This window comes from Thiomicrospira cyclica ALM1, from assembly GCF_000214825.1.
GTDB lineage: Bacteria > Pseudomonadota > Gammaproteobacteria > Thiomicrospirales > Thiomicrospiraceae > Thiomicrospira > Thiomicrospira cyclica.
Genome location: NC_015581.1, coordinates 851,822 through 872,694, shown reverse-complemented (window position 1 = coordinate 872,694; position 20,873 = coordinate 851,822). Strand labels below are relative to the sequence as shown.

At 44.4% G+C, this 20,873-nt stretch carries 21 protein-coding genes; 5 read left to right on the top strand and 16 right to left on the bottom strand.

Annotated elements, in window-relative coordinates:
* Positions 1-14 precede the first annotated feature (14 nt).
* Positions 15-1,820, top strand: coding sequence for a single-stranded-DNA-specific exonuclease RecJ (locus tag THICY_RS03720; protein ID WP_013835273.1), 1,806 nt, complete (start codon positions 15-17; stop codon positions 1,818-1,820).
* 27 nt (positions 1,821-1,847) lie between these two features.
* Here the strand turns inward: THICY_RS03720 and thrC are convergent, their stop codons facing one another.
* The 4 genes from thrC to alaC are packed head-to-tail and all read right to left on the bottom strand — an operon-like array spanning position 1,848 to position 6,877.
* Positions 1,848-3,326: a threonine synthase gene (gene thrC / locus THICY_RS03715; RefSeq protein ID WP_013835272.1), complete on the bottom strand. Its 1,479-nt coding sequence runs from the start codon at positions 3,324-3,326 to the stop codon at positions 1,848-1,850.
* A gap of 10 nt (positions 3,327-3,336) precedes the next feature.
* Complete coding sequence (locus tag THICY_RS03710; RefSeq protein ID WP_013835271.1) at positions 3,337-4,359, bottom strand: phosphoglycerate mutase; 1,023 nt, start codon at positions 4,357-4,359, stop codon at positions 3,337-3,339.
* A 3-nt stretch (positions 4,360-4,362) separates the two neighbouring features.
* Positions 4,363-5,679 carry a homoserine dehydrogenase gene (locus THICY_RS03705; protein ID WP_013835270.1) on the bottom strand — a complete coding sequence of 439 codons (1,317 nt, stop codon included), beginning with the start codon at positions 5,677-5,679 and terminating at the stop codon, positions 4,363-4,365.
* Between the two features lies 1 nt (position 5,680).
* A complete protein-coding gene (gene alaC, locus THICY_RS03700; protein WP_013835269.1) occupies positions 5,681-6,877 on the bottom strand; it encodes an alanine transaminase in 1,197 nt (398 codons plus the stop codon).
* A 140-nt stretch (positions 6,878-7,017) separates the two neighbouring features.
* Between alaC and THICY_RS03695 the strand changes: the two genes are divergently transcribed.
* Entirely contained in the window at positions 7,018-7,389 is a 372-nt protein-coding gene (locus tag THICY_RS03695) for an Mth938-like domain-containing protein (protein WP_013835268.1), read from the top strand.
* A 22-nt stretch (positions 7,390-7,411) separates the two neighbouring features.
* Here the strand turns inward: THICY_RS03695 and THICY_RS03690 are convergent, their stop codons facing one another.
* From THICY_RS03690 to surE, 3 genes are read right to left on the bottom strand one after another with little or no spacing between them, the layout of a single operon-like run.
* Positions 7,412-7,990 (bottom strand): YqaA family protein, encoded by a 579-nt coding sequence (locus tag THICY_RS03690; protein ID WP_013835267.1) that lies wholly within the window; start codon positions 7,988-7,990, stop codon positions 7,412-7,414.
* A complete protein-coding gene (locus THICY_RS03685; RefSeq protein WP_013835266.1) occupies positions 7,987-8,700 on the bottom strand; it encodes a protein-L-isoaspartate(D-aspartate) O-methyltransferase in 714 nt (237 codons plus the stop codon). Before THICY_RS03685 ends, THICY_RS03690 begins: the two co-directional genes overlap by 4 nt.
* A 9-nt stretch (positions 8,701-8,709) precedes the next feature.
* On the bottom strand, positions 8,710-9,456 hold the full coding sequence (surE, locus tag THICY_RS03680; RefSeq protein WP_013835265.1) for a 5'/3'-nucleotidase SurE: 747 nt from the start codon (positions 9,454-9,456) through the stop codon (positions 8,710-8,712).
* Positions 9,457-9,512: 56 nt separating this feature from the next.
* On the opposite strand from surE, the gene THICY_RS08590 reads away from it, so the two are divergent.
* Positions 9,513-10,082, top strand: coding sequence for a Smr/MutS family protein (locus THICY_RS08590; protein ID WP_013835264.1), 570 nt, complete (start codon positions 9,513-9,515; stop codon positions 10,080-10,082).
* On the opposite strand, the gene THICY_RS03670 is transcribed toward THICY_RS08590, so the two are convergent.
* From THICY_RS03670 to THICY_RS03645, 6 genes are all read right to left on the bottom strand, one after another.
* Positions 10,079-10,447 carry an FtsB family cell division protein gene (locus THICY_RS03670; RefSeq protein WP_013835263.1) on the bottom strand — a complete coding sequence of 123 codons (369 nt, stop codon included), beginning with the start codon at positions 10,445-10,447 and terminating at the stop codon, positions 10,079-10,081. The two genes, THICY_RS08590 and THICY_RS03670, sit on opposite strands and share 4 nt — an antisense overlap.
* Positions 10,448-10,459: 12 nt before the next feature.
* Positions 10,460-11,746 carry a phosphopyruvate hydratase gene (eno, locus tag THICY_RS03665; protein ID WP_013835262.1) on the bottom strand — a complete coding sequence of 429 codons (1,287 nt, stop codon included), beginning with the start codon at positions 11,744-11,746 and terminating at the stop codon, positions 10,460-10,462.
* 59 nt (positions 11,747-11,805) lie between these two features.
* Positions 11,806-12,645 (bottom strand): 3-deoxy-8-phosphooctulonate synthase, encoded by an 840-nt coding sequence (gene kdsA / locus THICY_RS03660; RefSeq protein WP_013835261.1) that lies wholly within the window; start codon positions 12,643-12,645, stop codon positions 11,806-11,808.
* A gap of 2 nt (positions 12,646-12,647) precedes the next feature.
* Positions 12,648-14,279, bottom strand: coding sequence for a CTP synthase (locus tag THICY_RS03655; RefSeq protein WP_013835260.1), 1,632 nt, complete (start codon positions 14,277-14,279; stop codon positions 12,648-12,650).
* Between the two features lie 124 nt (positions 14,280-14,403).
* A complete protein-coding gene (gene tilS, locus THICY_RS03650; RefSeq protein WP_013835259.1) occupies positions 14,404-15,666 on the bottom strand; it encodes a tRNA lysidine(34) synthetase TilS in 1,263 nt (420 codons plus the stop codon).
* Complete coding sequence (locus tag THICY_RS03645) at positions 15,647-16,603, bottom strand: acetyl-CoA carboxylase carboxyltransferase subunit alpha (protein WP_013835258.1); 957 nt, start codon at positions 16,601-16,603, stop codon at positions 15,647-15,649. Before THICY_RS03645 ends, tilS begins: the two co-directional genes overlap by 20 nt.
* A 119-nt stretch (positions 16,604-16,722) precedes the next feature.
* On the opposite strand from THICY_RS03645, the gene THICY_RS03640 reads away from it, so the two are divergent.
* Positions 16,723-17,472: a DUF481 domain-containing protein gene (locus THICY_RS03640; protein ID WP_013835257.1), complete on the top strand. Its 750-nt coding sequence runs from the start codon at positions 16,723-16,725 to the stop codon at positions 17,470-17,472.
* Positions 17,473-17,530: 58 nt separating this feature from the next.
* Here the strand turns inward: THICY_RS03640 and ycaO are convergent, their stop codons facing one another.
* Complete coding sequence (gene ycaO / locus THICY_RS03635) at positions 17,531-19,267, bottom strand: 30S ribosomal protein S12 methylthiotransferase accessory factor YcaO (protein ID WP_013835256.1); 1,737 nt, start codon at positions 19,265-19,267, stop codon at positions 17,531-17,533.
* Between the two features lie 178 nt (positions 19,268-19,445).
* Between ycaO and THICY_RS03630 the strand changes: the two genes are divergently transcribed.
* Positions 19,446-19,736: a hypothetical protein gene (locus tag THICY_RS03630; protein ID WP_013835255.1), complete on the top strand. Its 291-nt coding sequence runs from the start codon at positions 19,446-19,448 to the stop codon at positions 19,734-19,736.
* Here THICY_RS03630 and THICY_RS03625 read toward each other — a convergent pair.
* Together THICY_RS03625 and THICY_RS03620 are read right to left on the bottom strand one after the other, a co-directional pair.
* Positions 19,726-20,181, bottom strand: a complete 456-nt coding sequence (locus THICY_RS03625) for a YcgN family cysteine cluster protein (protein ID WP_013835254.1) — start codon at positions 20,179-20,181, stop codon at positions 19,726-19,728. The genes THICY_RS03630 and THICY_RS03625 overlap by 11 nt on opposite strands.
* Positions 20,181-20,858: a TIGR01621 family pseudouridine synthase gene (locus THICY_RS03620; protein ID WP_013835253.1), complete on the bottom strand. Its 678-nt coding sequence runs from the start codon at positions 20,856-20,858 to the stop codon at positions 20,181-20,183. Before THICY_RS03620 ends, THICY_RS03625 begins: the two co-directional genes overlap by 1 nt.
* Positions 20,859-20,873: the final 15 nt, after the last annotated feature.

The window sequence follows — 20,873 nt, the reverse complement described above, 5'->3', positions numbered from 1 at the left end:
AACTGGCTGTTTCCATGACTATTGCCTACGCGCCAACTATCGCTATTCAACAACGTGCTTTTGATCAAGCCATCTATGAGCATGCGCTCGCTGAAGGTCACAGTCCACTGACTGCGCGATTGCTGGCCCAGCGGCTTAATCAACAGGATCTAGCGCAAAGCCAGCAACCCTTACTTAGCTTTTGGGTCAAGCCGCAACTCAAGCATTTACAACACCCTGCGGATTTAAAAAACATCGATCAGGCGGCACAGTTGATTGCACGCGCAATTCAATCCGATGGTTTAATTGTGCTGGCAACAGATTATGATACCGATGGTGTCACTTCGGCATGGATTGGCTATCACAGTCTAACCCAATATTTAGGCGTTGATCCTAATCGGGTCGTTTGTATTATTTCAAAACGTGCCGATGGTTACGGACTCACCCAAGAGCTCTGTGAGCGAATTGTGGCACTGGACCAACCGATTGACTTGGTGATTTCGGCCGACCAAGGCTCCAGCGATGAACCACAAATTGCCTATCTCGCCGAACGAGGGATTGCCGTATGTGTGACAGACCATCATCAAATTCCGGTGGCAGGTCCACCCACAAGTGCCGCCAGTATCGTTAATCCACAATTAGATGGCTGTGGTTATGACAAACAGATTTGTGGCTGTTTTGTGTTATTTTTAGTCATGTCCCATGTTAGACAAACGCTTATTTCGCAAGGCTTATTGGCGCCAGACTCACCAAATTTACGCCCACTACTTCATCAAGTAGCCTTAGGAACGATTGCAGATAGTGTGAGTTTAAAAAGCGTCAATAACCGGGCCGTGGTTAAAGCAGGTCTGCTACAAATGAATCAATTTATCCATCCGATATGGCAGGCTGTCCAGCAAGCACACCCCCAAAAACCCAATCAACTTACCGCCGAGTTTATTGCGTTTCAAATTGCCTCACGCATCAATGCAGCCTCTCGCGTAAACGATGTCCAAAATGCCTTTCGTTTTATTAATGCCAGTAATCTCGCTGAAGCGTTAGATGCCTTTGCACAGCTTGACCGTGATAACGCCATGCGCCAACAACAACAAACGGCCATGATGGCAGCGGCTATTGAACAAGCGCAAGCACAATTAGCCGATAATCCTTTTTGCATTGTCATTGCCTTAGAAGGCAACCCAGGAATTCAAGGTATTATCGCGGCACGCATTGGCGAACGCTATGGCCTCCCTTGTATTGCACTCACTCAACTCAACGATCAAGAATATGCCGGTAGTGGGCGCGCAATTGTTGAAGATGTCGATTTAATTACTGTGTTTAATGCCATTGATGAGCAACACCCGAACCTATTTATTAGCAAAGGGGGTCACAAAGCGGCCGTTGGCTGTCAAATTCCGCTCACAGCACTGACACTCTTTCGCAAAAAGATGAATCAACTCATTGCCGAGCAATTACATTTTCAGCGTCCGCGCCTAACGCTTCCTAGCGATGGTGAGTTGACTCCCGAACAGCTTAATCTAACCACATTAGCCGATATTGATGCACTGGAACCCTATGGCCGAGATTGGCCAAGCCCCCGTTTCAATGGTCATTTCAGTCTTGTTGGCTGGCGCTGCGTTGGCAAAGATGCTCAACACCTGAGTTTAAAACTACAAACTCAGGCGCAGGGCGAAATGCTCAATGCGATATTTTTTAATCCTGCCGACCGAGTTATTGAACAAATAATGAGTCTAAATGAGGGCAAAACACCAACAATTGAATGCCTGTATCAATTGCAATGCAACAGCTTTATGGGGCGCAGCCAACTTCAACTGCGTTTGGATTACCTGCGTCTGATCTAAGTAAGACGCAGGTCATATTTAGACAACCTAGGCTTCAAAAAAGCGCAAAATTTCCGCTTCAATTGCCGTTTTTTCAATGACATTATCCTGTACCTGTGGCTTGGTAAACAGCGCTGCAATCTGTTTAGGGATGCAGGCTTTACCTGTATCAGACATAACTTGTAAAGCTTCTTCATCATTGGATACGGCTTTATCAAAAATACTGGCCACAATAGTTGGAGAAAACTTCGTCCATTCTGCGGTTGAGTAAATAATCGATTTAATGGCTGAATTTGTTGCTTGTGTCGCATCCACTTTAAAGCTCGTCGCCGTGTGCGGATCCATTAAATAACCCTGCTCAAAGCGCTGCTTAATATAGTGCGCACCTTCGGCATCGGTACAATGGTCTGCCGCAAAAATCGCTTGCACCTGCTTAAGCTCATCGGCTGTCAGCTGATAATATTTGTCCTTATCGAGCGCCAACATTAACTCACGTGTACGATCAGCACCCAACATATCAAACAAAATACGCTCAATATTCGATGATTTTAAAATATCCATCGCTGGTGATTTGGTCGGTTGCACCTGAGCATTACGCAAATCATAAACCCCTTTGTTTATAAACTGCGTCAACACATTATTATCATTTGAAGCGATTAAAATCTTCTCGACCGGCAAACCCATTTTATAGGCGTAATAGCCGCCCAACGCATTACCAAAATTGCCACTGGGTACATTCAAATAAACCTTCTCGCCCAGCGAAATCTCACCCATTCTGACCAGTTCCAAGTAGCTATGAACATGATAGAGTGTCTGAAAAATAATCCTCCCAAAGTTCACCGAATTAGCCGCTGATACCGCAATGCCCTTTTGCTGCAAAGTTGCCTTAAATTCAGGCGATGTTAATAGGGTTTTCAATGCCGACTGGGCATCATCAAAATCGCCTTTAATGCCAATAACTTTGAGATTTTTACCCGCCTCGGTGACCATTTGTAAGCGCTGTACATCGGATGTGCCGCCTTCAGGATACATACACACTACCTGCACATTTGGCTTATCACGGAAAGTATCTAAGGCAGCTGGCCCGGTATCGCCGCTGGTTGCTGCCAAAATTAAAAACTGTTCGTCTCGGGCTTGTGCGACAGCCGATAATAAGGTTCCAAACGGCTGTAAAGCCATGTCCTTAAAAGCACGCGTTGGACCATGAAATAACTCACTGACAAAAATACGATCAGTAACCTTCACCACCGGCACGGGATGCTTTGGATCATCAAACTGATCATAAAGTGCTAAGGCGCGATCAATGACCACTTCAGGGATATCGACTTCAAACTTCATTAGGATGGCTTTAGCCAGCTTTTTGTAATCAGAATCTAAATGGGCTGCTAAGAACGCTTGATCTAATCTAGGCAACGACTTTGGTGAATATAAACCACCATAAGACGACATAGGGCTCAAAATCGCTTGCGAAAAAGTAAATTGCGGGGGGAAGTGTCCGTCATTACCACGGGTTTCAATAAAGTTCATGAGTAACCTACTATTTAATCATCTTAAACGGGATGTTGCGGCGCCAAAAGCGTTTTAAAAACCTTGGCTCCACTAACCAACCCATGCTGTAATCAAAATCTATATAGACTGAATGTAATTCATCATTCGTTAAGCCAGCCAAAATAGGGCTTAGCCAACTGTCCTCCAACCAAACCAAATAATCAGATATATGGCTAAATTGAGGTGGCGAGAGGTGAACAAGATGGTGACGACTTGTTGCCAAGTCTGCCTGTTGTAACCATGTCGCATAATCGGACACCGGCAGCATTTGATAGGCTTGAGTCAATTTTGCCAAACCCGTAAAGTAATTATGATCTGACCAAATTTGCATCTCATTTTTAGGTTGAATCTGATCAAAATTTAATTGACCTTCACCCCAAAACCACAAGCTGTTAATCTCTATCTGGCCCTCTGCTCGACGTCGTTCATTGACCGGATGTGCATGAAACAGCATCTGTGCTTCATTCATTAAGCGCCGCCAATAACCAGCACTGGCACCCGTTGGATACCGCCCCTGCATCGAGGCGAACTTTAAGCTGTCTAAAGTATCACTTTTAAAGTCAATCACCTGAGGCAAGCGTAAAAACCAGGCCTGGTCAGTCCCCTCTAATTGCAAACCCTCAGGCTCAAAATGACGGTTGAATGCAAACTTAAGTGCCTTGGCTTCATCAAGCGTCATAGCCAATTCTGTTTCCGGAATTAACACCAACGTATCCCGATCTGGGCGCAAATGAATGGGCGAAACCTTTAACCAAAAGTCCTGCTCATTAAAACCTAATACCTGGTAACTCGCCTCGGTAGCCGCAATGGCGGGCATCGCGGGCTGGTGCATTAAATAAGCCGCTTTGGCATAAAAATGCTTGGGCTTTTGAGGCACTAGGTTGCCTCTTGCTAAAAGCTTGCGCCAAGCGGCAACCCGCTGCTTAGGTAAGGCCGCAAGCCCTTCTGCCACGTCTTGAATCGAAATAGCTGGGTGTGTCCACAGGGTTAAAGCTTGAGATTGCCGAGTCATTAATTAAAAATCACTCATGCGAATTTTATTGATTTTTCCAAGCATCCCATCAAGTGCTTCCAACTTTGCGAGCGCTTGATTAAAAGTTGCCTCAAAAACCTTGTTGGTCGTAAAGGCTAATAAGGCTTGATTCGCTTGATTGTCATGGCTAATCGGTTCTTGATGCAAATGCTCAATACTAATATCGAAATCGGCTAGTGTTTGTGAAATAGCTGCCAACATGCCGGGATGATCTTCAACCAAACATCGCACATAGAAGCCTGTATGAATCGCATCAATATTTAAAATATTAGCCGATGTTTTTAGATCCGCCGTATAGCGCCCCAAAGGCGGTACAGAATGCTCAGCTCCGGCTTGCCACATACGTCCTAAATCATACAAGTCTGCCATCACCGCTGATGCGGTTGCCGCACCACCAGCACCTGGACCGTAAAGCATGGTGGCACCAACCTGGTCACCGTGAACTAACACCGCATTCATCACGCCATTAACTTCGGCTAATAAGACATCCTTAGGAACAAGCGTCGGATGGACCCGCAATGAATAACCACTGGGCTCTTTAGCCGCGATACCTAGGTGCTTAATTTCATAACCGAAAGCCTGTGCAAAGCGTACGTCATCTGCCGAAACTTGGCTAATACCTTCGGTGTAAACCCGTGAGAAAGCCAACTCAATACCAAAGGCTAGCGAGGCTAAAATCGTTAATTTGTGCGCGGCATCGATGCCCTCAACATCATAGGTTGGATCTGCTTCGGCATAGCCTAATTCTTGGGCTTTTGCTAAAACCTGCTCAAATACGGCGCCTGGTTTTTTCATATCAGTCAGAATGTAGTTACCTGTGCCATTGATGATACCCGCCAGCCAGTCTATATCATTCGCAATCAAACCTTCACGCAGTGCTTTAATAATGGGCACGCCGCCAGCAACCGCAGCTTCAAAATAAATTTGTACCCCTTGCTGCTCCGCTTGCGCAAACAATTCATTACCATAAAGAGCTAATAAGGCTTTATTGGCAGTGACAATGTGTTTACCATTACGAATGGCTAATTCGACTAAATCACGAGCTAGCGTTGTCCCTCCCATCAGCTCGACAATAACATCAATATCAGGATCCTGAACCAACTCAAACGGATCAGCCGTTAAGGCAATAGCGCCAGTATCAACCTGACGTGGACGCGATAAATCACGGACTGCAATTTTTTTAATTTCAAATGTTTGGGCAATTTTGCTGCGACTGCCTTGTGCTTGCGTCGCTAAAATTGACACTAACCCACTGGCAACCGTGCCAAGGCCTATAATCCCTAATCGAATCGGTTGCACTCTAAACTCCTTGAATTAAACCATCTTTTTTAAACATATCACGAATACCCCGAATGGCTTGACGCGTGCGTAATTCATTTTCAATTAGACCAAAACGGACATGACCGTCACCATAATCACCAAAACCAATACCTGGGGCAACGGCTACTTTCGCTTCAATGAGTAGTTTTTTAGAAAACTCAATAGAGCCCATTTCACGGTAAGCTTCTGGAATCGGTGCCCAAACAAACATGGTCGCTTTTGGTGGCTCTACCGGCCAACCAATAGCGTTAAGTCCATTACATAGTACATCGCGACGCACCCGGTACATTTCACAAATCTCTTGCACACAATCTTGCGGACCTTCTAATGCGGCAATTGCGGCAACTTGGATTGGGGTAAATGTGCCATAATCTAAATAGGATTTCATTCGTTTAAGTGCATTACACAATGTGGGATTACCCACCATAAAACCTACTCGCCAACCCGGCATATTGTAGCTTTTTGATAAAGTAAAGAATTCCACGGCTATGTCTTTGGCGCCTTCAACCTGCATAATAGAAGGGGCCACGTAGCCATCAAATGCGATATCGGCATAGGCTAAGTCATGTACAACCCAAATATTGTGTGCTTTGGCAATAGCAATTACGCGCTCAAAGAATTCTAACTCTACCGTCTGAGTGGTCGGATTACCTGGAAAGTTTAGTACCAACATTTTAGGCTTTGGCCAGGAGTCCTTAATGGCTTTTTCTAGTTCTTCGAAAAAATCGACATTCGGGGACATTTCTACATGGCGGATATCGGCACCCGCAATGACAAAACCGTAAGGATGAATGGGATAGGCTGGATTTGGCACCAATACCGTATCACCCTGATCGACTGTCGCCATCGCCAAATGGGCCAAACCTTCTTTTGAACCGATTGTAACGACGGCTTCCTTGTCGGCATCTATATCGACATCAAAACGCGTTTTATACCAGTTACAAATAGCCTTGCGTAAGCGTGGAATACCTTGAGAGACCGAGTAACGATGTGTACCCTCTCGCTGTACCACTTCGACCAACTTATCAACAATGTGTTTTGGGGTGTCTTGATCTGGGTTTCCCATCCCAAAATCGATAATATCCTCGCCACGACGACGGGCTTCAGCTTTGAGTTCACCAACGATGTTAAACACGTAGGGGGGAAGACGCTTAATTCTTTGAAATTCGCTAGTCACGAAATGGCCTTTTAAGGTTAATGCATTAATACGAGAGGTTTACACGACTTAAAATAAACACTAAATGATACAGAATCTACGAAATTCGTCAATTGATTCAAGGTAAAATCCCCTGAGGAATTTTCAGCAAGAGGAACAAGATGAAATTTACGGAACACTTAAACCCTGGCGTTAATTTAATTCGCAGCTACGAGCCCAATTGCGTGAGTGTCAATCAACAGCAACTTTGTCAAAGTTGCGTAATAAGCCAACATCATCTTTTAAGTGATTGGCCTGTTACCCAACTGAGCGATTTGGATGAAAGTGCCATGCAAATGCTTATCGAATTAAAACCAGAAGTATTGATTTTAGGCACCGGTGAACAGCAGATTTTTCCTTCCGCATCAGTCATGCAGTTTTTTATTCAACAAGGTATTAGCCTTGAGGTCATGAGTAATGATGCCGCTTGCCGTACCTATAACATTTTAACCACTGAAGACCGTGAGGTAGTTATTGCTTTGGTAATGAACTGAGGTATCTTCAATGTCACCTGGTTCATAAAAGTTTATACCCAATAAAGCCAAAGACTACTAACACAAATGCCCATCCTAACCATTCAACCCATTTGCGAATGTAAGGCTCCATTTTGGCACCACCCCACTTCATCAGACTGGCAACCAGAAAGAAACGGGCGCCGCGACCTATAATAGAAGCAATAACAAACGGGAGCAGCGCCATGCTGGTTGCGCCAGCCGTAATCGTAAACATTTTATAGGGCAGTGGACTGAATCCGGCCACAACAATAATCCAAATCCCATACTCGGCAAATAATTCGACAATGATATCGTAATAAGCTGCATAACCTACACGCTCAATGACTGGCCAAAACCAATCTAACAACCACATACCAATTAGGTAACCTAACAGGCCACCCAAAACTGAAAAAAGGGTTGTTAGCCATGCAAAATAGATCGCTTTTTCTGGCCTCGCTAGGCTCATTGGCATGAGCATAACATCTGGGGGGATGGGAAAAAAAGACGACTCAGCAAAACTCATTCCGGCTAAATAACGTGGAGCGTGACGATGACGCGACCAACTCAACACGAAATCATACAAGGGTCCAAATAATTTCATTCATAGAGTCCTGATAACAATGGAACAAACTGAGCAACACCCAGATCTGTTTCGGTACTTTGCCCTACCAAATCCTTTTCAATACCTATTAAGCGCTGTTCCTGAACACCAACAGGCAATACCAGTCGACCCCCAGGTGCCAACTGTTCTATTAAGGATGTGGGGATTTTTGGAGCCGATGCCGCACATAAAATAGCCGGATAGGGAGAATACAATGACCAACCTAATTCTCCATCAGCTAAGGCAAAACGAATCTGTTCATAACCTAATGCCAAAAGCCGCTGTTTGGCCAAAGATTGCAAGGGTTCAATTCTCTCCAAAGAATAAATATGCTGAGAAAACCACGCCAAAATAGCGGTTTGATAGCCTGACCCGGTACCAATTTCAAGAATTTTTTGATCCTTTAAAAAACCATCACGATTTAACCAGGAGGTCATTACAGCCACTGTTCTGGGATGTGATAGCGTTTGTCCATAGCCAATCGGCAGTGAACAATCTTCATACACCCGCTGCGCTAACGCCTCATCTACAAATAGGTGCCTTGGGGTGTGACGCATGGCTCTGAGAACCTCGCTCTCTAAACGCAGATGCGACTGCGCGACCAAACGCGCAATCATTTGATCGCGACGACGCTGAGAGGTTAAACCCAAACCCTGATAATGCTGGTAATAACCATTAGGGTAAAGCAAAGGTTCATTTAAAATGCTCATCGTTACTGATCAACTATTTAACCAATCAGCCAGTGGCTCTAGCATTCGATAGTGGGTGAGATCAATTTGTAAGGGTGTGATCGACACATAACCTCTCTCGACCGCATAAAAGTCGGTTCCCTGCCCCGCATCTGCGGCTTGACCGGCAGGACCAATCCAATGGATAAGCTTGCCACGCGGGTCACGAGAAGACACAACAGGCTCCGAGGCATGACGTTTTCCCAACCGAGTAATTTGGATACCACGAATTTGCTTAAACGGAATGTCTGGAACGTTGACATTTAATACCGTGTTACGATCCAGCTTAAGTGAATTCAACTTATTCAAGAGCACTCCAACGATTTGTGCTGCGGTATCATAATGCTGATGTCCACACAAAGACACGGCAATCGAAGGCAAACCAAGAAACCGTCCTTCGGTAGCCGCCGCGACAGTACCCGAATACAGGACATCATCACCCATATTTGCGCCTTCGTTAATACCCGACATGACCATGTCCGCTTGAAAATCCAACGCGCCATTAACTCCAAGATGCACACAGTCCGTGGGCGTGCCATCAACACTTAAAATTTTGGGAGCATAGTGATGTATCCGTAGCGGGTGCGCCAAAGTTAACGAATTACTCGCCGCGCTGCGATTGCGATCTGGCGCAATCATGACGCAATCGCGAATCTTGTCATGGTTGTTTAAAAAGTGGAATAATGTTTGAATACCAGGAGCCAAGTAACCGTCGTCGTTAGAAAGTAAGATACGCATGCGCTGTAATCCTTGCCTAAAAGGCGGTAAAAATATGAAGTCGTGAGAATTATAAAGTGTCTGACCTATCTAAAGAAGATAAATTACTGCTTGAACAAGCATTTGCTGGTGTCAAACCTATGAACTTAGCACAAAATCGTCAACCCAAGGCGGCAGCACCAAGCAAAACAAAACCCTGTCTGCGCTACAAATCTAATGAAAACCAGCCAATCCTTGACACAATATCCTCTGATGAAACTCGACAAATCAGCTACCTGCCTTCAGGACAAGTTAGCTGGTTTCACCCAAGCTTGCGGGCGCAAGAGATTAAAAAACTTCGTAACGGTCAGTTTAGCTGTTCGGACACACTGGATTTACATGGCTTTACCAAGAATGAAGCTACGCCAAGGTTATACCAGTTTTTAAACAACCACTATCAATTAGGTAACCGCTGTGTTCTTATCATTCATGGTAAAGGCTATAACTCTATTGCCGAGCCGATTATTAAAACCTGTGTCATCGACACACTAAGTAGCTATCCAGAATTATTAGCTTTTTGCTCGGCATTACCTAAACATGGTGGCGCGGGTGCCGTTTATGTACTTTTTAGGAAAAATGATACAACGCGTCTCCAAAACTCAATCTAATCATCAATCGGATTAAATGGCAGTGGTGACTCGATAGGCTGTTCGGGAATACTGAGTTGAGCGGGGGTATCGGGAATTAACTGCGGTCGTTCAATGAGAAATTGAATAAAAACTTCATCTTCTTGAATCATCCCTAAACGATAACGCGCTACCGTTTCTATGGCATGATGGCCTGAATATAAATTCTCTAAATGCTCACGTAATACCGCATTGACAGACTTTTGGTCCGCAACGTCTCGTTCAATTTCCGCAAGACGTGACTCTAGAAAAAGGCGCTCACCCCAGCCGCCTTTTGAAGACAATAAGCTAAATAACATCCAAAAAAGCGCCGCAACTAAAGCAAAATTTAGCCAAGCACGCTTCATTGGATGACAACCTCACTTAAGGTTATAGAAAGCGGATTTGCCCGGATAAACCGCACCACCTGCTTCATTCAAAGCTTCTTCAATGCGAATCAACTGATTATATTTTGCAATACGATCAGAACGCGACATAGAACCGGTTTTAATTTGACCTGCGCCAGTAGCAACAGCGATATCCGCAATGGTCGCATCTTCGGTTTCACCTGAACGATGCGAAATCACCGCCGTATAGCCCGCATCTTTAGCCATCTGAATCGCATTCATGGTTTCAGTTAAGGTACCGATTTGGTTAACCTTAATCAAAATCGAGTTAGCGATGCTCCTGTCGATGCCTTCTTTAAGAATCTTGGTATTGGTCACAAACAAGTCGTCACCTACTAACTGTACGGTTTTGCCTAAACGCTCAGTCTGCATTTTAAAACCGTCCCAGTCGCTTTCATCAAAGCCGTCTTCAATAGAAATAATCGGGTACTTAGCACACCAATCGGCATAAAAATCGACCATTTCAGCACTGGTTAAGGTGCGACCTTCTGAAGCTAATACGTAGTTACCGTCTTTGTAAAGCTCAGATGCCGCCACATCCAATGCAATCATAATATCTTTGCCTGGTACATAACCGGCTTTTTCAATCGCTTCAAGAATAACGGTAATGGCTTCTTCGTTCGATTTCAGGTCTGGCGCAAACCCCCCCTCATCACCCACTGCCGTGTTGTAACCCTTGTCATGCAAAACTTTTTTCAAGGTATGGAAGACTTCGGCCCCATAACGTAAAGCTTCTGACAAGCTTGGCGCACCAACCGGCATAATCATAAATTCTTGGAAATCAACACTATTATCTGCGTGTTCACCACCGTTGATAATATTCATCATCGGTACCGGCATACGGTAATCGTCATTTTTTAGGTATTCAAACAACGCTTGACCTTTGGAGATAGCGGCGGCTTTTGCGCAAGCCATCGATACCGCCAAAATCGCATTTGCACCTAAACGGGCTTTATTGTGAGTACCGTCTAAATCGATCATAATTTGATCAATCTTAGCTTGCTGTGTTGCATCTTGACCTACTAAAGCAGGAGCAATTTCATTTTTGATATTGTTTACCGCATTCATAACGCCTTTGCCCATGAACTGAGACTTGTCGCCATCACGCAGCTCGATTGCTTCACGCGAACCGGTAGAAGCACCTGATGGCGATGCCGCACGACCCATAGCGCCACAAGCTAAGATCACGTCCGCTTCTACAGTGGGGTTGCCACGTGAATCGATAATTTGGCGCGCTTTGATTTCTTTAATCAATGACATTTTTTAACCTTTTGAGTAACAAATAAAAAAACTTTTACACAATAAACACGATTATGAGATTAGCCCATCAAACCTTGTTCAACAAACCCATGTTGCTTAACAACATCGTCAAGTGCTTTTAGAACCGCTAACACGGGTTCTAGCTGATCCAGTGGCCACATATTTGGACCATCACTTTTTGCATTCGCTGGATCAGGATGGGTTTCCATAAAAATACCGGCAACACCAGCCGCAATTGCAGCACGAGCCAAAACGGGAACAAATTCACGTTGGCCTCCGGAAGTTGAGCCTTGACCACCAGGCTGTTGCACCGAATGAGTCGCATCAAAAACGACGGGACAACCGGTACGACGCATGGACGCCAAACCTCGCATATCTGAAATCAGCGTGTTGTAACCAAACGAAGTGCCGCGATCACAAATCATAATCTGCTCATTACCGACTTCGCGAGCTTTCGCAACCACCTGATCCATATCCCAAGGCGCTTGAAATTGACCTTTTTTGATATTAACGGGTAAACCCTGACGGCAAACATTTTGGATAAAATTAGTTTGACGAACCAAAAAAGCCGGCGTTTGCATCACATCAACAACGGATGCTACCTCAGCCAATGGAGTGTCTTCATGAACATCCGTTAACACCGGCACACCAATTTCATCTTTTACTTTTTGCAAAATACGCAGTCCTTCATCAATCCCTAAACCACGAAAACTAGCGGTTGATGAGCGATTAGCTTTGTCATAAGAGGATTTAAAAATAAATGGAATACCTAATCGGGTGGTTAACTCTTTAAGTTGCCCCGCTGTATCAATAGCCAACTGCTCTGATTCAATGACGCAAGGCCCTGCAATTAAAAAAAACGGTTGGTCGATCCCAACATGAAAGCCACAAAGTTGCATACTTATCCTTTTTGCTTGGCTGTAAGGGCCGCAGAAACAAAGGCACTAAATAACGGATGTCCATTGCGCGGCGTTGAGGTAAATTCCGGATGAAATTGGCAAGCCACAAACCACGGATGATCAGGAATCTCAATCGACTCGACTAAATTGCCATCGGCGGAGTGGGCTGAGAAAACCAGGCCTGCTGCTTCTAATCTGGCTACATAACCTTCATTCATTTCATAACGATGGCGGTGACGTTCACGGATAACCGACTTGCCATAAATGGAGGCCAATTTGGTACCTGCTTTCACATTACAATTTTGACCACCAAGCCGCATGGTTCCGCCTAAATCCGAAGCAGCTGAACGAGCAATGACGGCCCCTTTTTCATCCGTCCATTCGGTGATCAAAGCCACTACCGGATGCGGTGTTTGCGCATTAAGTTCGGTACTATGTGCCTTCTCCAAGCCAGCTACATGACGCGCATATTCAACGACCGCCATTTGCATACCCAAACAAATACCTAGATAAGGTTTGTGTGATTCACGGGCATATTTAATGGCTAAAATTTTACCTTCAACTCCGCGTTCACCAAAGCCACCGGGAACCAAAATAGCGTCCATTTTCTCCAGACATTCAATGCCTGTTCGCTCTAATTCTTCAGAATCCAGATAATGAATATTGACCTTGGTAGCTGAATGAATACCGGCATGAAGTAAGGCTTCGATTAACGACTTATAGGCCTCTGTCAGATCGACATATTTACCAACCATGGCAATATCTACTTGCTCTTCTGGATTTAATTGCGCCGCAACCACGCGATCCCAGTCACTTAAATCCAGGGCTTTTCCACCAGCCAATCCCAAGCGTTTTAGCACCAGCTCATCCATACCCTGCTCATGCAACATACGAGGTACTTGATAAATCGATTTAGCATCTACAGAGTTAATAACGGCACGTTCTTCTACATTGGTAAACAAAGCTATCTTATGTCGTTCAGCATCAGCTAGCGGAATTTCTGAACGACAAATTAATACATCTGGTTGAATACCAATAGAACGCAATTCTTTAACGGAGTGCTGTGTTGGCTTAGTTTTCACCTCACCCGCAACGGCAATATAGGGCAATAGGGTTAAATGCATGAACATCGCATTATCACGACCCACCTCGACGCCCATTTGACGAATCGCTTCTAAGAAAGGAAGTGATTCAATATCCCCCACAGTGCCACCGACTTCAACCAAGGCCACATCCGCATCACCAGCCGCTTGAAGAATACGATGTTTTATTTCATCGGTAATATGCGGGATAACTTGAACCGTTCCGCCTAGATAATCACCGCGACGTTCGCGACGAATAACCGTCTCGTAAACTTGTCCCGTTGAAAAAGAATTGGCGCGACTAAAATTACGCTGGACAAAGCGCTCGTAATGCCCCAAATCAAGATCTGTCTCGGCCCCATCATCGGTTACAAACACTTCACCATGTTGTAATGGGCTCATTGTGCCTGGATCAACATTAATATAGGGATCCATTTTTAACATGCTGACTCGAAGGCCGCGAGCCTCTAATAACGCACCCAGCGCCGCCGCCGCTATGCCCTTACCTAATGAAGAAACCACACCGCCGGTAACAAAAATATATTTGGTCATTACACACACTTTGTAAAAAACTTGAGGATGCAAGAAATGCTAATAAATCTGCAATGAATAAGTGCAAAAATTTTATAGCTTAGAATGGAAATGCATTTTAGCTTAAAAACCCTTAGGCTTCAATTTAATTCACACCCAACAGAAAACAACCGGCTTTTGAATCCACCACAGGCCATGCTTCACGCAACCAGGGTGCAACCCCTCTGCTTTGAAACCATTTTTTTAATGATACGCCACTAAAGTTGTCAATGGCCTGTCGATTTCGTAAGCGCAATGGAAAGACATAAAGATCCTCAAGCACATTAAGTTCAATAGGCCAATGCCCATTAACCCATTCCTGTAGTTGCTCATAGTCTGTTATTGGTATATCAAATACTGGAGCAATTGCCGGATAGTAGATACGACTTTGATATCGTTGCATCGGTAAACCCGCCACTAAAATCTGAGGATGCCGCTTTGGTTCCGCTTCAAACGCCTGTTGCTGAAACCATTCCCAATGTTGACGCCTTAAACTCAAAAAGTGATGGGTGTCAAACCACCGCGCAATTAATGACTGTTGACGTGGCCAACTCATGTTCAATAAATACGGCCAATCAAACGACAGCGCGTTCTGCGACCAGACCTGCCAATCTAAATTCTGATACTCGGTCAGTAAAGCTAAGGTTTGTTGTAATAATTGAGCGGTTTTTGCTATTGATGCTGTTGGATACTGATAACGCTTGGCAAGCACTGGCCAAAGTTCTGATCGCATAAAAACACGTTCATAATACGTGTCACTATTCATCGGATCCGTTACCCAGGTTAATTGATTTTCTGACGCATAATCACATAGGGCCTGCTGACTAACAGTTAGTAAGGGGCGTCCTAACCATTGCGACTTATCAGGAATATTGTTACTTACTGAGCGCAATGGCCGCAATGACGACATACCTGACAGACCTTGAATACCTGCCCCTTGAAATAACCTTGCTAATAAAGTTTCCGCTTGATCTTGTTGATGATGCGCGGTTAATAAGCAGGCCTGCTCAGAACAATGTAAAGCCAAAGCATGATAGCGCGCCCTTCTCGCACGCGCCTCTAAATTAGCACCCGCATCCAAACTAAGAACCAGTGTTTTATGTGGAATCTGCCATTGATTTGCCAATAGCTCGCAATTTTGCTGCCAGTCGTTGGCTAACGGACTTAGACCATGATTGACATGAACCGTTGAAAAATCATTTGGAAGATTATTAGCGGCGACATAATGCCTTAAAGCATGAACTAATACTGTCGAATCTAAACCACCGCTCCAGGCCACCAACAATGGCGGCGGGACATCAGTGGTCTGATTGAGTTGCTGAAAAAACTGCTGAAACGCCTGATTAAGCTCAGAGCTCAACGTTACCATAATCCATATAGCGCTGATAACGCTCTGCTAATAGGCTGTCCATCGGCATGGATTTTAAACGCGCCAACTCTTCAACAAGAAGGGTTTTTAGACTTGCGGCCGCATGCTGTGGCGCACGGTGTGCGCCCCCTAGCGGTTCTGTTACAATGGCATCGATCAAACCTAAAGATTTCAGACGCTGTGCGGTCACCCCTAAAGCCGCCGCCGCATCGGCTGCATATTCCGCACTTTTCCATAAAATAGACGCACAACCCTCTGGAGAAATAACCGAATAGGTACTGTACTGCATCATAATCGTTTTATCACCGACACCAATGGCCAATGCCCCACCAGAACCGCCTTCACCAATAACGGTACAAATAATTGGAACCCGCAATTCCGCCATCTCAATTAGGTTACGGGCTATTGCTTCACTTTGACCACGCTCCTCAGCATCAATACCAGGATAGGCGCCTGGGGTATCAATAAAAGTCAAAATAGGCATATTAAAACGCTCGGCCATTTTCATTAAACGCAACGCCTTACGATAGCCCTCAGGACGCGGCATACCAAAGTTACGCCGAATTTTTTCCTTAGTATCGCGCCCCTTTTGCTGCCCAATCACCATAACTGGCTGACCGTCTAGACGCGCTAAACCACCTACAATCGCTTTGTCATCTGCAAAAGCGCGATCACCATGAAGCTCTTCAAAGTCTGTCAGCATATTTTTAACATAGTCAAAAGTATAAGGACGTTGGGGATGACGTGCCAACTGTGAAATCTGCCAATCAGATAGGCTTTTAAAAATCGACTCGGTCAGTTCTTGGCTTTTGGTTTCTAATGATTTAATTTCTTGAATAAGGTCAAAATCTTGATTCCCCTCAAGGTGACGTAATTCATCAATCTTGGCTTCTAATTCAGCTATTGGCTGTTCAAAATCTAAAAAATCGAACTTCATGATTCCATCCCATTGCTTGTAATTTACCTATAGTACCAAATTTTTACAAATTTGACCTCATCGTTCAGCTTGCTATACTGCGTCACGAATTTAAACAGGACAAAATGATAGGAAATTTCATGATCAAATTTATGCCAAAAACACTTTTGACCGGCGTTATTAGTCTAGGGCTCGCAGCACCAATTGCGTCACACGCTCAAACCCCTTCTTTGGGTTGGAATGGTATGGGCGAAGCCGGCTTTAATAGCCGTACCGGCAACACGGTTAGTGAAAACTTAAATGCAAGATTACGTGTAAGCTATATCCAAGAAGTAACTGAATATAAAAGTTTATTAGAAGTACAATATCGCTCTGAAGACAACACCACAAACTCAGAGCGCTATGTGATTGACCTACAAGCCGATCGCTATTTTAATGCGGCGCGCGACTTTTATGCCTTTGTTAACACCCGTGGTGAACGTGATAAATTTGCCGACTTAGATTCGGACTTAAGTTTTGCAGTGGGTTTGGGTCGTCTACTCTACCGTACTGACGCAAGCCTACTAAAAGGTGAAGCGGGTATCGGTTATCAAACCGTAAAATTCATTGAAAAAGACGATAATTTTGATCAGGTAAACGGTCGTTTAAAACTAGATTTTGACCATAAATTTAATGAAACCTATAGCTTCGTCCAAGACCTACTCTACTTTGTCGGTCCAGAACAGTACAAACTAGAAACCAACACCGGTTTTCGTGCGGCACTTAATAGCAAATTTTCAGTGAGTGCGAGTTATAAATATCGTTATAACTCAAATCCTGGTGATGCGAAAAATGGTGATGCGAAAAAAACCGATGGCGAAACCAACTTATCGCTTATTTATCGCTTTTAATAACAAAGCCTTCCCCGCAATCTCAGGGGAAGGCTTGCTGTAATGCAATCATTTTCAACTAATAGCCAAATGCTAACTTAGCCTGCCGCGCCTTATCCAACACCTGCAACATTTGCTGATGACGCTGGCTTTTAAAGAACATCGCACGACCCAATGACAATCCCCAAAAAACCACATCGCCACTCAGATGCTGCTGAGCTTTTGCAACCTTATCTTGCCCAAACAAATTGTTAAGGCTGGCTTCATAGTGCCCAACATCCTTATCCTGCAACTTAAGTGCTAAACACAAATCCATTAACTCATATATGGGTTGCCAGCCAGCCGCACCGGCCGAAGCGTAAGCCTTAGCAATATATAATGAGTCGGCCGCCGCCTCATAATCCTGCAATGCCAACTCCGTCCAAAAACGTAAGTCAGCTATTTTTAATGCTGACCAGGCCTGGTTAGGATCAGGCATTAAGCCAATAAGCGATGCCACGCCTTGGTGATCACTAAAACCAACCTGATCAAGGACACTTAAAACGGCGGCATAATCACCCTGTTCGGCTTTAAATAACGCCTCACGCAATAAACGCCCGTCATTTTGATTCTTTAGCACCAGCTCATCCATAGGATAAACTTCTGACATACCTGGCACAATCAAACGCGTGGCGCAGAAATCGTGGTGCTGATAATCAGCACGATAGACCTTAAAGCCTAACGCGGTCACCTTAGCTAATAATTCAGACCATTGTTCTGCCGTAGTTTGCGCACCTTCCCAAGCACAAAATTCATAATCCGGCGTGCTGGCTAACATATGCAAATTAATGAGCCCCGACGAATCAATAAAATGATTTTCTAAATTTTCGGCCTCTGCCACCACAAACTGATCCAGCGTGGGCGTTTGAAATCCATCCAGATTTTGTAAGTGACGACCTTGCAAAGACTCCGTCAGCGTTCGTTCTAAAGCCACTTCAAATAAAGGATGCGCGCCAAAGGAGGCAAAACACTGACCGGTTTTGGGGTTAAATAAGGTGACATTCATCACTGGGAACTGCCCCCCTAAAGACGCATCACGTACCGATACCCCCAACCCCTGTATTTCTAAATCCGCAATCGCTTGGGCAATACTCGGGTACTGAGCAATTACGTCAGCTGGCACTTCCGGCAAGCAAATATTGTCTGTCAAAATTTTGTTTTTTACCCAACGCTCAAAAATTTCTGACAAGCCTTGCACCGCCGACTCTAACGGCGTGTTACCGGCAGATAAGCCATTACTGGCATAAAGGTTACTCAAAATATTCACTGGGAAAAAGACCCGTTCATTGCTAATTTGCTCTGTCATCGCAATCGCACGAATGAAAGGACTGGTATCATTAAAACTTAACAAATGTTGCGCGGTTAATTCTTGCTGCGGATCATAAAGCTGCCACAGCTCATCGCTAAGCGCCTGACGATAATCCGCCAATTCAAAATGACGATCATTGGGATAATAAAGCCAATCACCAAACAACTGTCCGTCGGCTTCTTCGCGCAAAGTCAAATAATAGTCTGAGAAAAAATAGTTGGTCGATAAACGTTCTAAATATTCACCCATGGCACTGGCCTGGGTCGCCTTACGACTCGCCCCTTTCCCATTGGTAAATAGCGCCGGACAGGCTTTATCGAATATATGTAGGGAATAAATATTTTCAGCAGGATTTAACCACTGCTGTTTATCTAAATCGATGCTTAACTGATCAAAAATGCCCTGCATTTTTAGCAGCGACGCTTCTAAGCTTGCATCCTTGCCTTTAATTCTTGTTTGTTCACTCAAGCCTGTATCCTCTTTTATTGGTCAATAAATTATTCTGTTATGTTTTTTTTTGAAATCATTTGTAACTTAGCGCTAGAATAAAGATGCAAGCCCAAATGTTTACATCTAGGATTATTACACTTAGTAACACACGATTTATTTGCTTTCAAACCCAACTTACGCGATTTTGGAGGATGATATGAAACGTGCTTTAACACTGATTGGTGCCAGTATCCTTCTGGCTAGTACTACCCAACTACACGCTCAAAGCGGTGATCCGCGTGCGGGTGAATCTTTACATAAAGAAGCTAACTGCTTGAGTTGTCATACCGCTAACCCTTACAGCACGGCTAAAACACCCAGTTTTGAACGTCTTATTGCCGCCGTAAGTTTTTGCAATGTTAACCTAAACACTGGCTGGTTTGAAGATGAGGTATTGGATGTAGCCACTTATCTTAATGAGAAATACTACAAGTACGTTATTGAATAACATAGTCTTCAGGATCAATTCCCGGTGCCGATAACACCACCGGGATACTTTGCAATCCATGATATTTCACCTGCTCCCTATCCCCAGCGTTTAGAGGGTGCCAATCTGGTAGCGGCTGGCCATAGTATCTTAAACGATAGGCACAGGTTTCTGGCAACCAGTCAAGTTTTGGTATCTTACTCATATCCAACTGAATACACTCGGGCACATACTTTCTCCGCTCACCATAATTACGGCACAAACCCGTTTTAAGATCCATTAACTGGCAAGCTACCCGGGTATTAACCAACTCACCGGTATCTTCATCAACTAATTTTATTAAACAACACAAACCACACCCATCACATAAGCTTTCCCATTGCTCATGATTTAAGTATCTTAGAGGCACATCTTGCCAATACCGAACCGTTTTTTCTGATGAAGATTGTTTGTGAGTTTGAGTCATTAAAAATACTGCCAAGGTTCTTGCCAAGCTTGATATTGTAAACGAAACGCAGCAGAGAGAAAACGTGTGCCAAAGCTTGGTGGACAAACGAAAGCATAATCTTGATTATCTAACTGAAAACGCAAACCAAACGCATGTAAATAACCTCGATCCTCCAGTGCGGCTTCGTCGCTGGCTTGATAGCGTTGATCACCGGCAATCGGCGAACCTAGACTTTTTAAGGCTACCCGAATCTGATGAGTTTTACCCGTGTGCGGCTTGACTAAAAATAAGCGTTCACTGGGAGCCAGTGAACAACTGGCAAATTGGGTAATCGCAGGATTAGTTTTTGATGCGAGTAAGCGATAGCTACCGCGGCGACTCGGTGCCATATCGCCTTTTATCCAACCTTGTTTCTTTTTTGGCTTATGAGTTGAAATCGCCAGATAATATTTTTCAATATCACGATTTTCAAACAACGGCTGAAAATGCCGAGCAACTTCAACACTTTTAGCTAAAACCACTAAACCTGACGTCATTTTATCTAAACGATGAACAGGATAAAGCTGATGATTAAGCTGTTGTTCTACACGCACCACCAGGCCTGGTTCGGTCTCGGAATGAAAGCTGATGCCTGCCGGTTTGTCTATTACAACAAACTGGGAATGCTCATAATGAATAGGAATCGGCTGTCGCATAAGCATTATCCAGCA

Bases quoted from the DNA above. Each gene is read 5' to 3' on its own strand.
- THICY_RS03720 (WP_013835273.1), top strand. From the start codon at position 15: ATGACTATTGCCTACGCGCCAACTATCGCTATTCAACAACGTGCTTTT.
- thrC (WP_013835272.1), bottom strand. From the start codon at position 3,326: ATGAACTTTATTGAAACCCGTGGTAATGACGGACACTTCCCCCCGCAA.
- THICY_RS03710 (WP_013835271.1), bottom strand. From the start codon at position 4,359: ATGACTCGGCAATCTCAAGCTTTAACCCTGTGGACACACCCAGCTATT.
- THICY_RS03695 (WP_013835268.1), top strand. From the start codon at position 7,018: ATGAAATTTACGGAACACTTAAACCCTGGCGTTAATTTAATTCGCAGC.
- THICY_RS03690 (WP_013835267.1), bottom strand. From the start codon at position 7,990: ATGAAATTATTTGGACCCTTGTATGATTTCGTGTTGAGTTGGTCGCGT.
- THICY_RS03685 (WP_013835266.1), bottom strand. From the start codon at position 8,700: ATGAGCATTTTAAATGAACCTTTGCTTTACCCTAATGGTTATTACCAG.
- surE (WP_013835265.1), bottom strand. From the start codon at position 9,456: ATGCGTATCTTACTTTCTAACGACGACGGTTACTTGGCTCCTGGTATT.
- THICY_RS03670 (WP_013835263.1), bottom strand. From the start codon at position 10,447: ATGAAGCGTGCTTGGCTAAATTTTGCTTTAGTTGCGGCGCTTTTTTGG.
- eno (WP_013835262.1), bottom strand. From the start codon at position 11,746: ATGTCATTGATTAAAGAAATCAAAGCGCGCCAAATTATCGATTCACGT.
- kdsA (WP_013835261.1), bottom strand. From the start codon at position 12,645: ATGCAACTTTGTGGCTTTCATGTTGGGATCGACCAACCGTTTTTTTTA.
- THICY_RS03655 (WP_013835260.1), bottom strand. From the start codon at position 14,279: ATGACCAAATATATTTTTGTTACCGGCGGTGTGGTTTCTTCATTAGGT.
- tilS (WP_013835259.1), bottom strand. From the start codon at position 15,666: ATGGTAACGTTGAGCTCTGAGCTTAATCAGGCGTTTCAGCAGTTTTTT.
- THICY_RS03645 (WP_013835258.1), bottom strand. From the start codon at position 16,603: ATGAAGTTCGATTTTTTAGATTTTGAACAGCCAATAGCTGAATTAGAA.
- THICY_RS03640 (WP_013835257.1), top strand. From the start codon at position 16,723: ATGATCAAATTTATGCCAAAAACACTTTTGACCGGCGTTATTAGTCTA.
- THICY_RS03630 (WP_013835255.1), top strand. From the start codon at position 19,446: ATGAAACGTGCTTTAACACTGATTGGTGCCAGTATCCTTCTGGCTAGT.
- THICY_RS03625 (WP_013835254.1), bottom strand. From the start codon at position 20,181: ATGACTCAAACTCACAAACAATCTTCATCAGAAAAAACGGTTCGGTAT.
- THICY_RS03620 (WP_013835253.1), bottom strand. From the start codon at position 20,858: ATGCGACAGCCGATTCCTATTCATTATGAGCATTCCCAGTTTGTTGTA.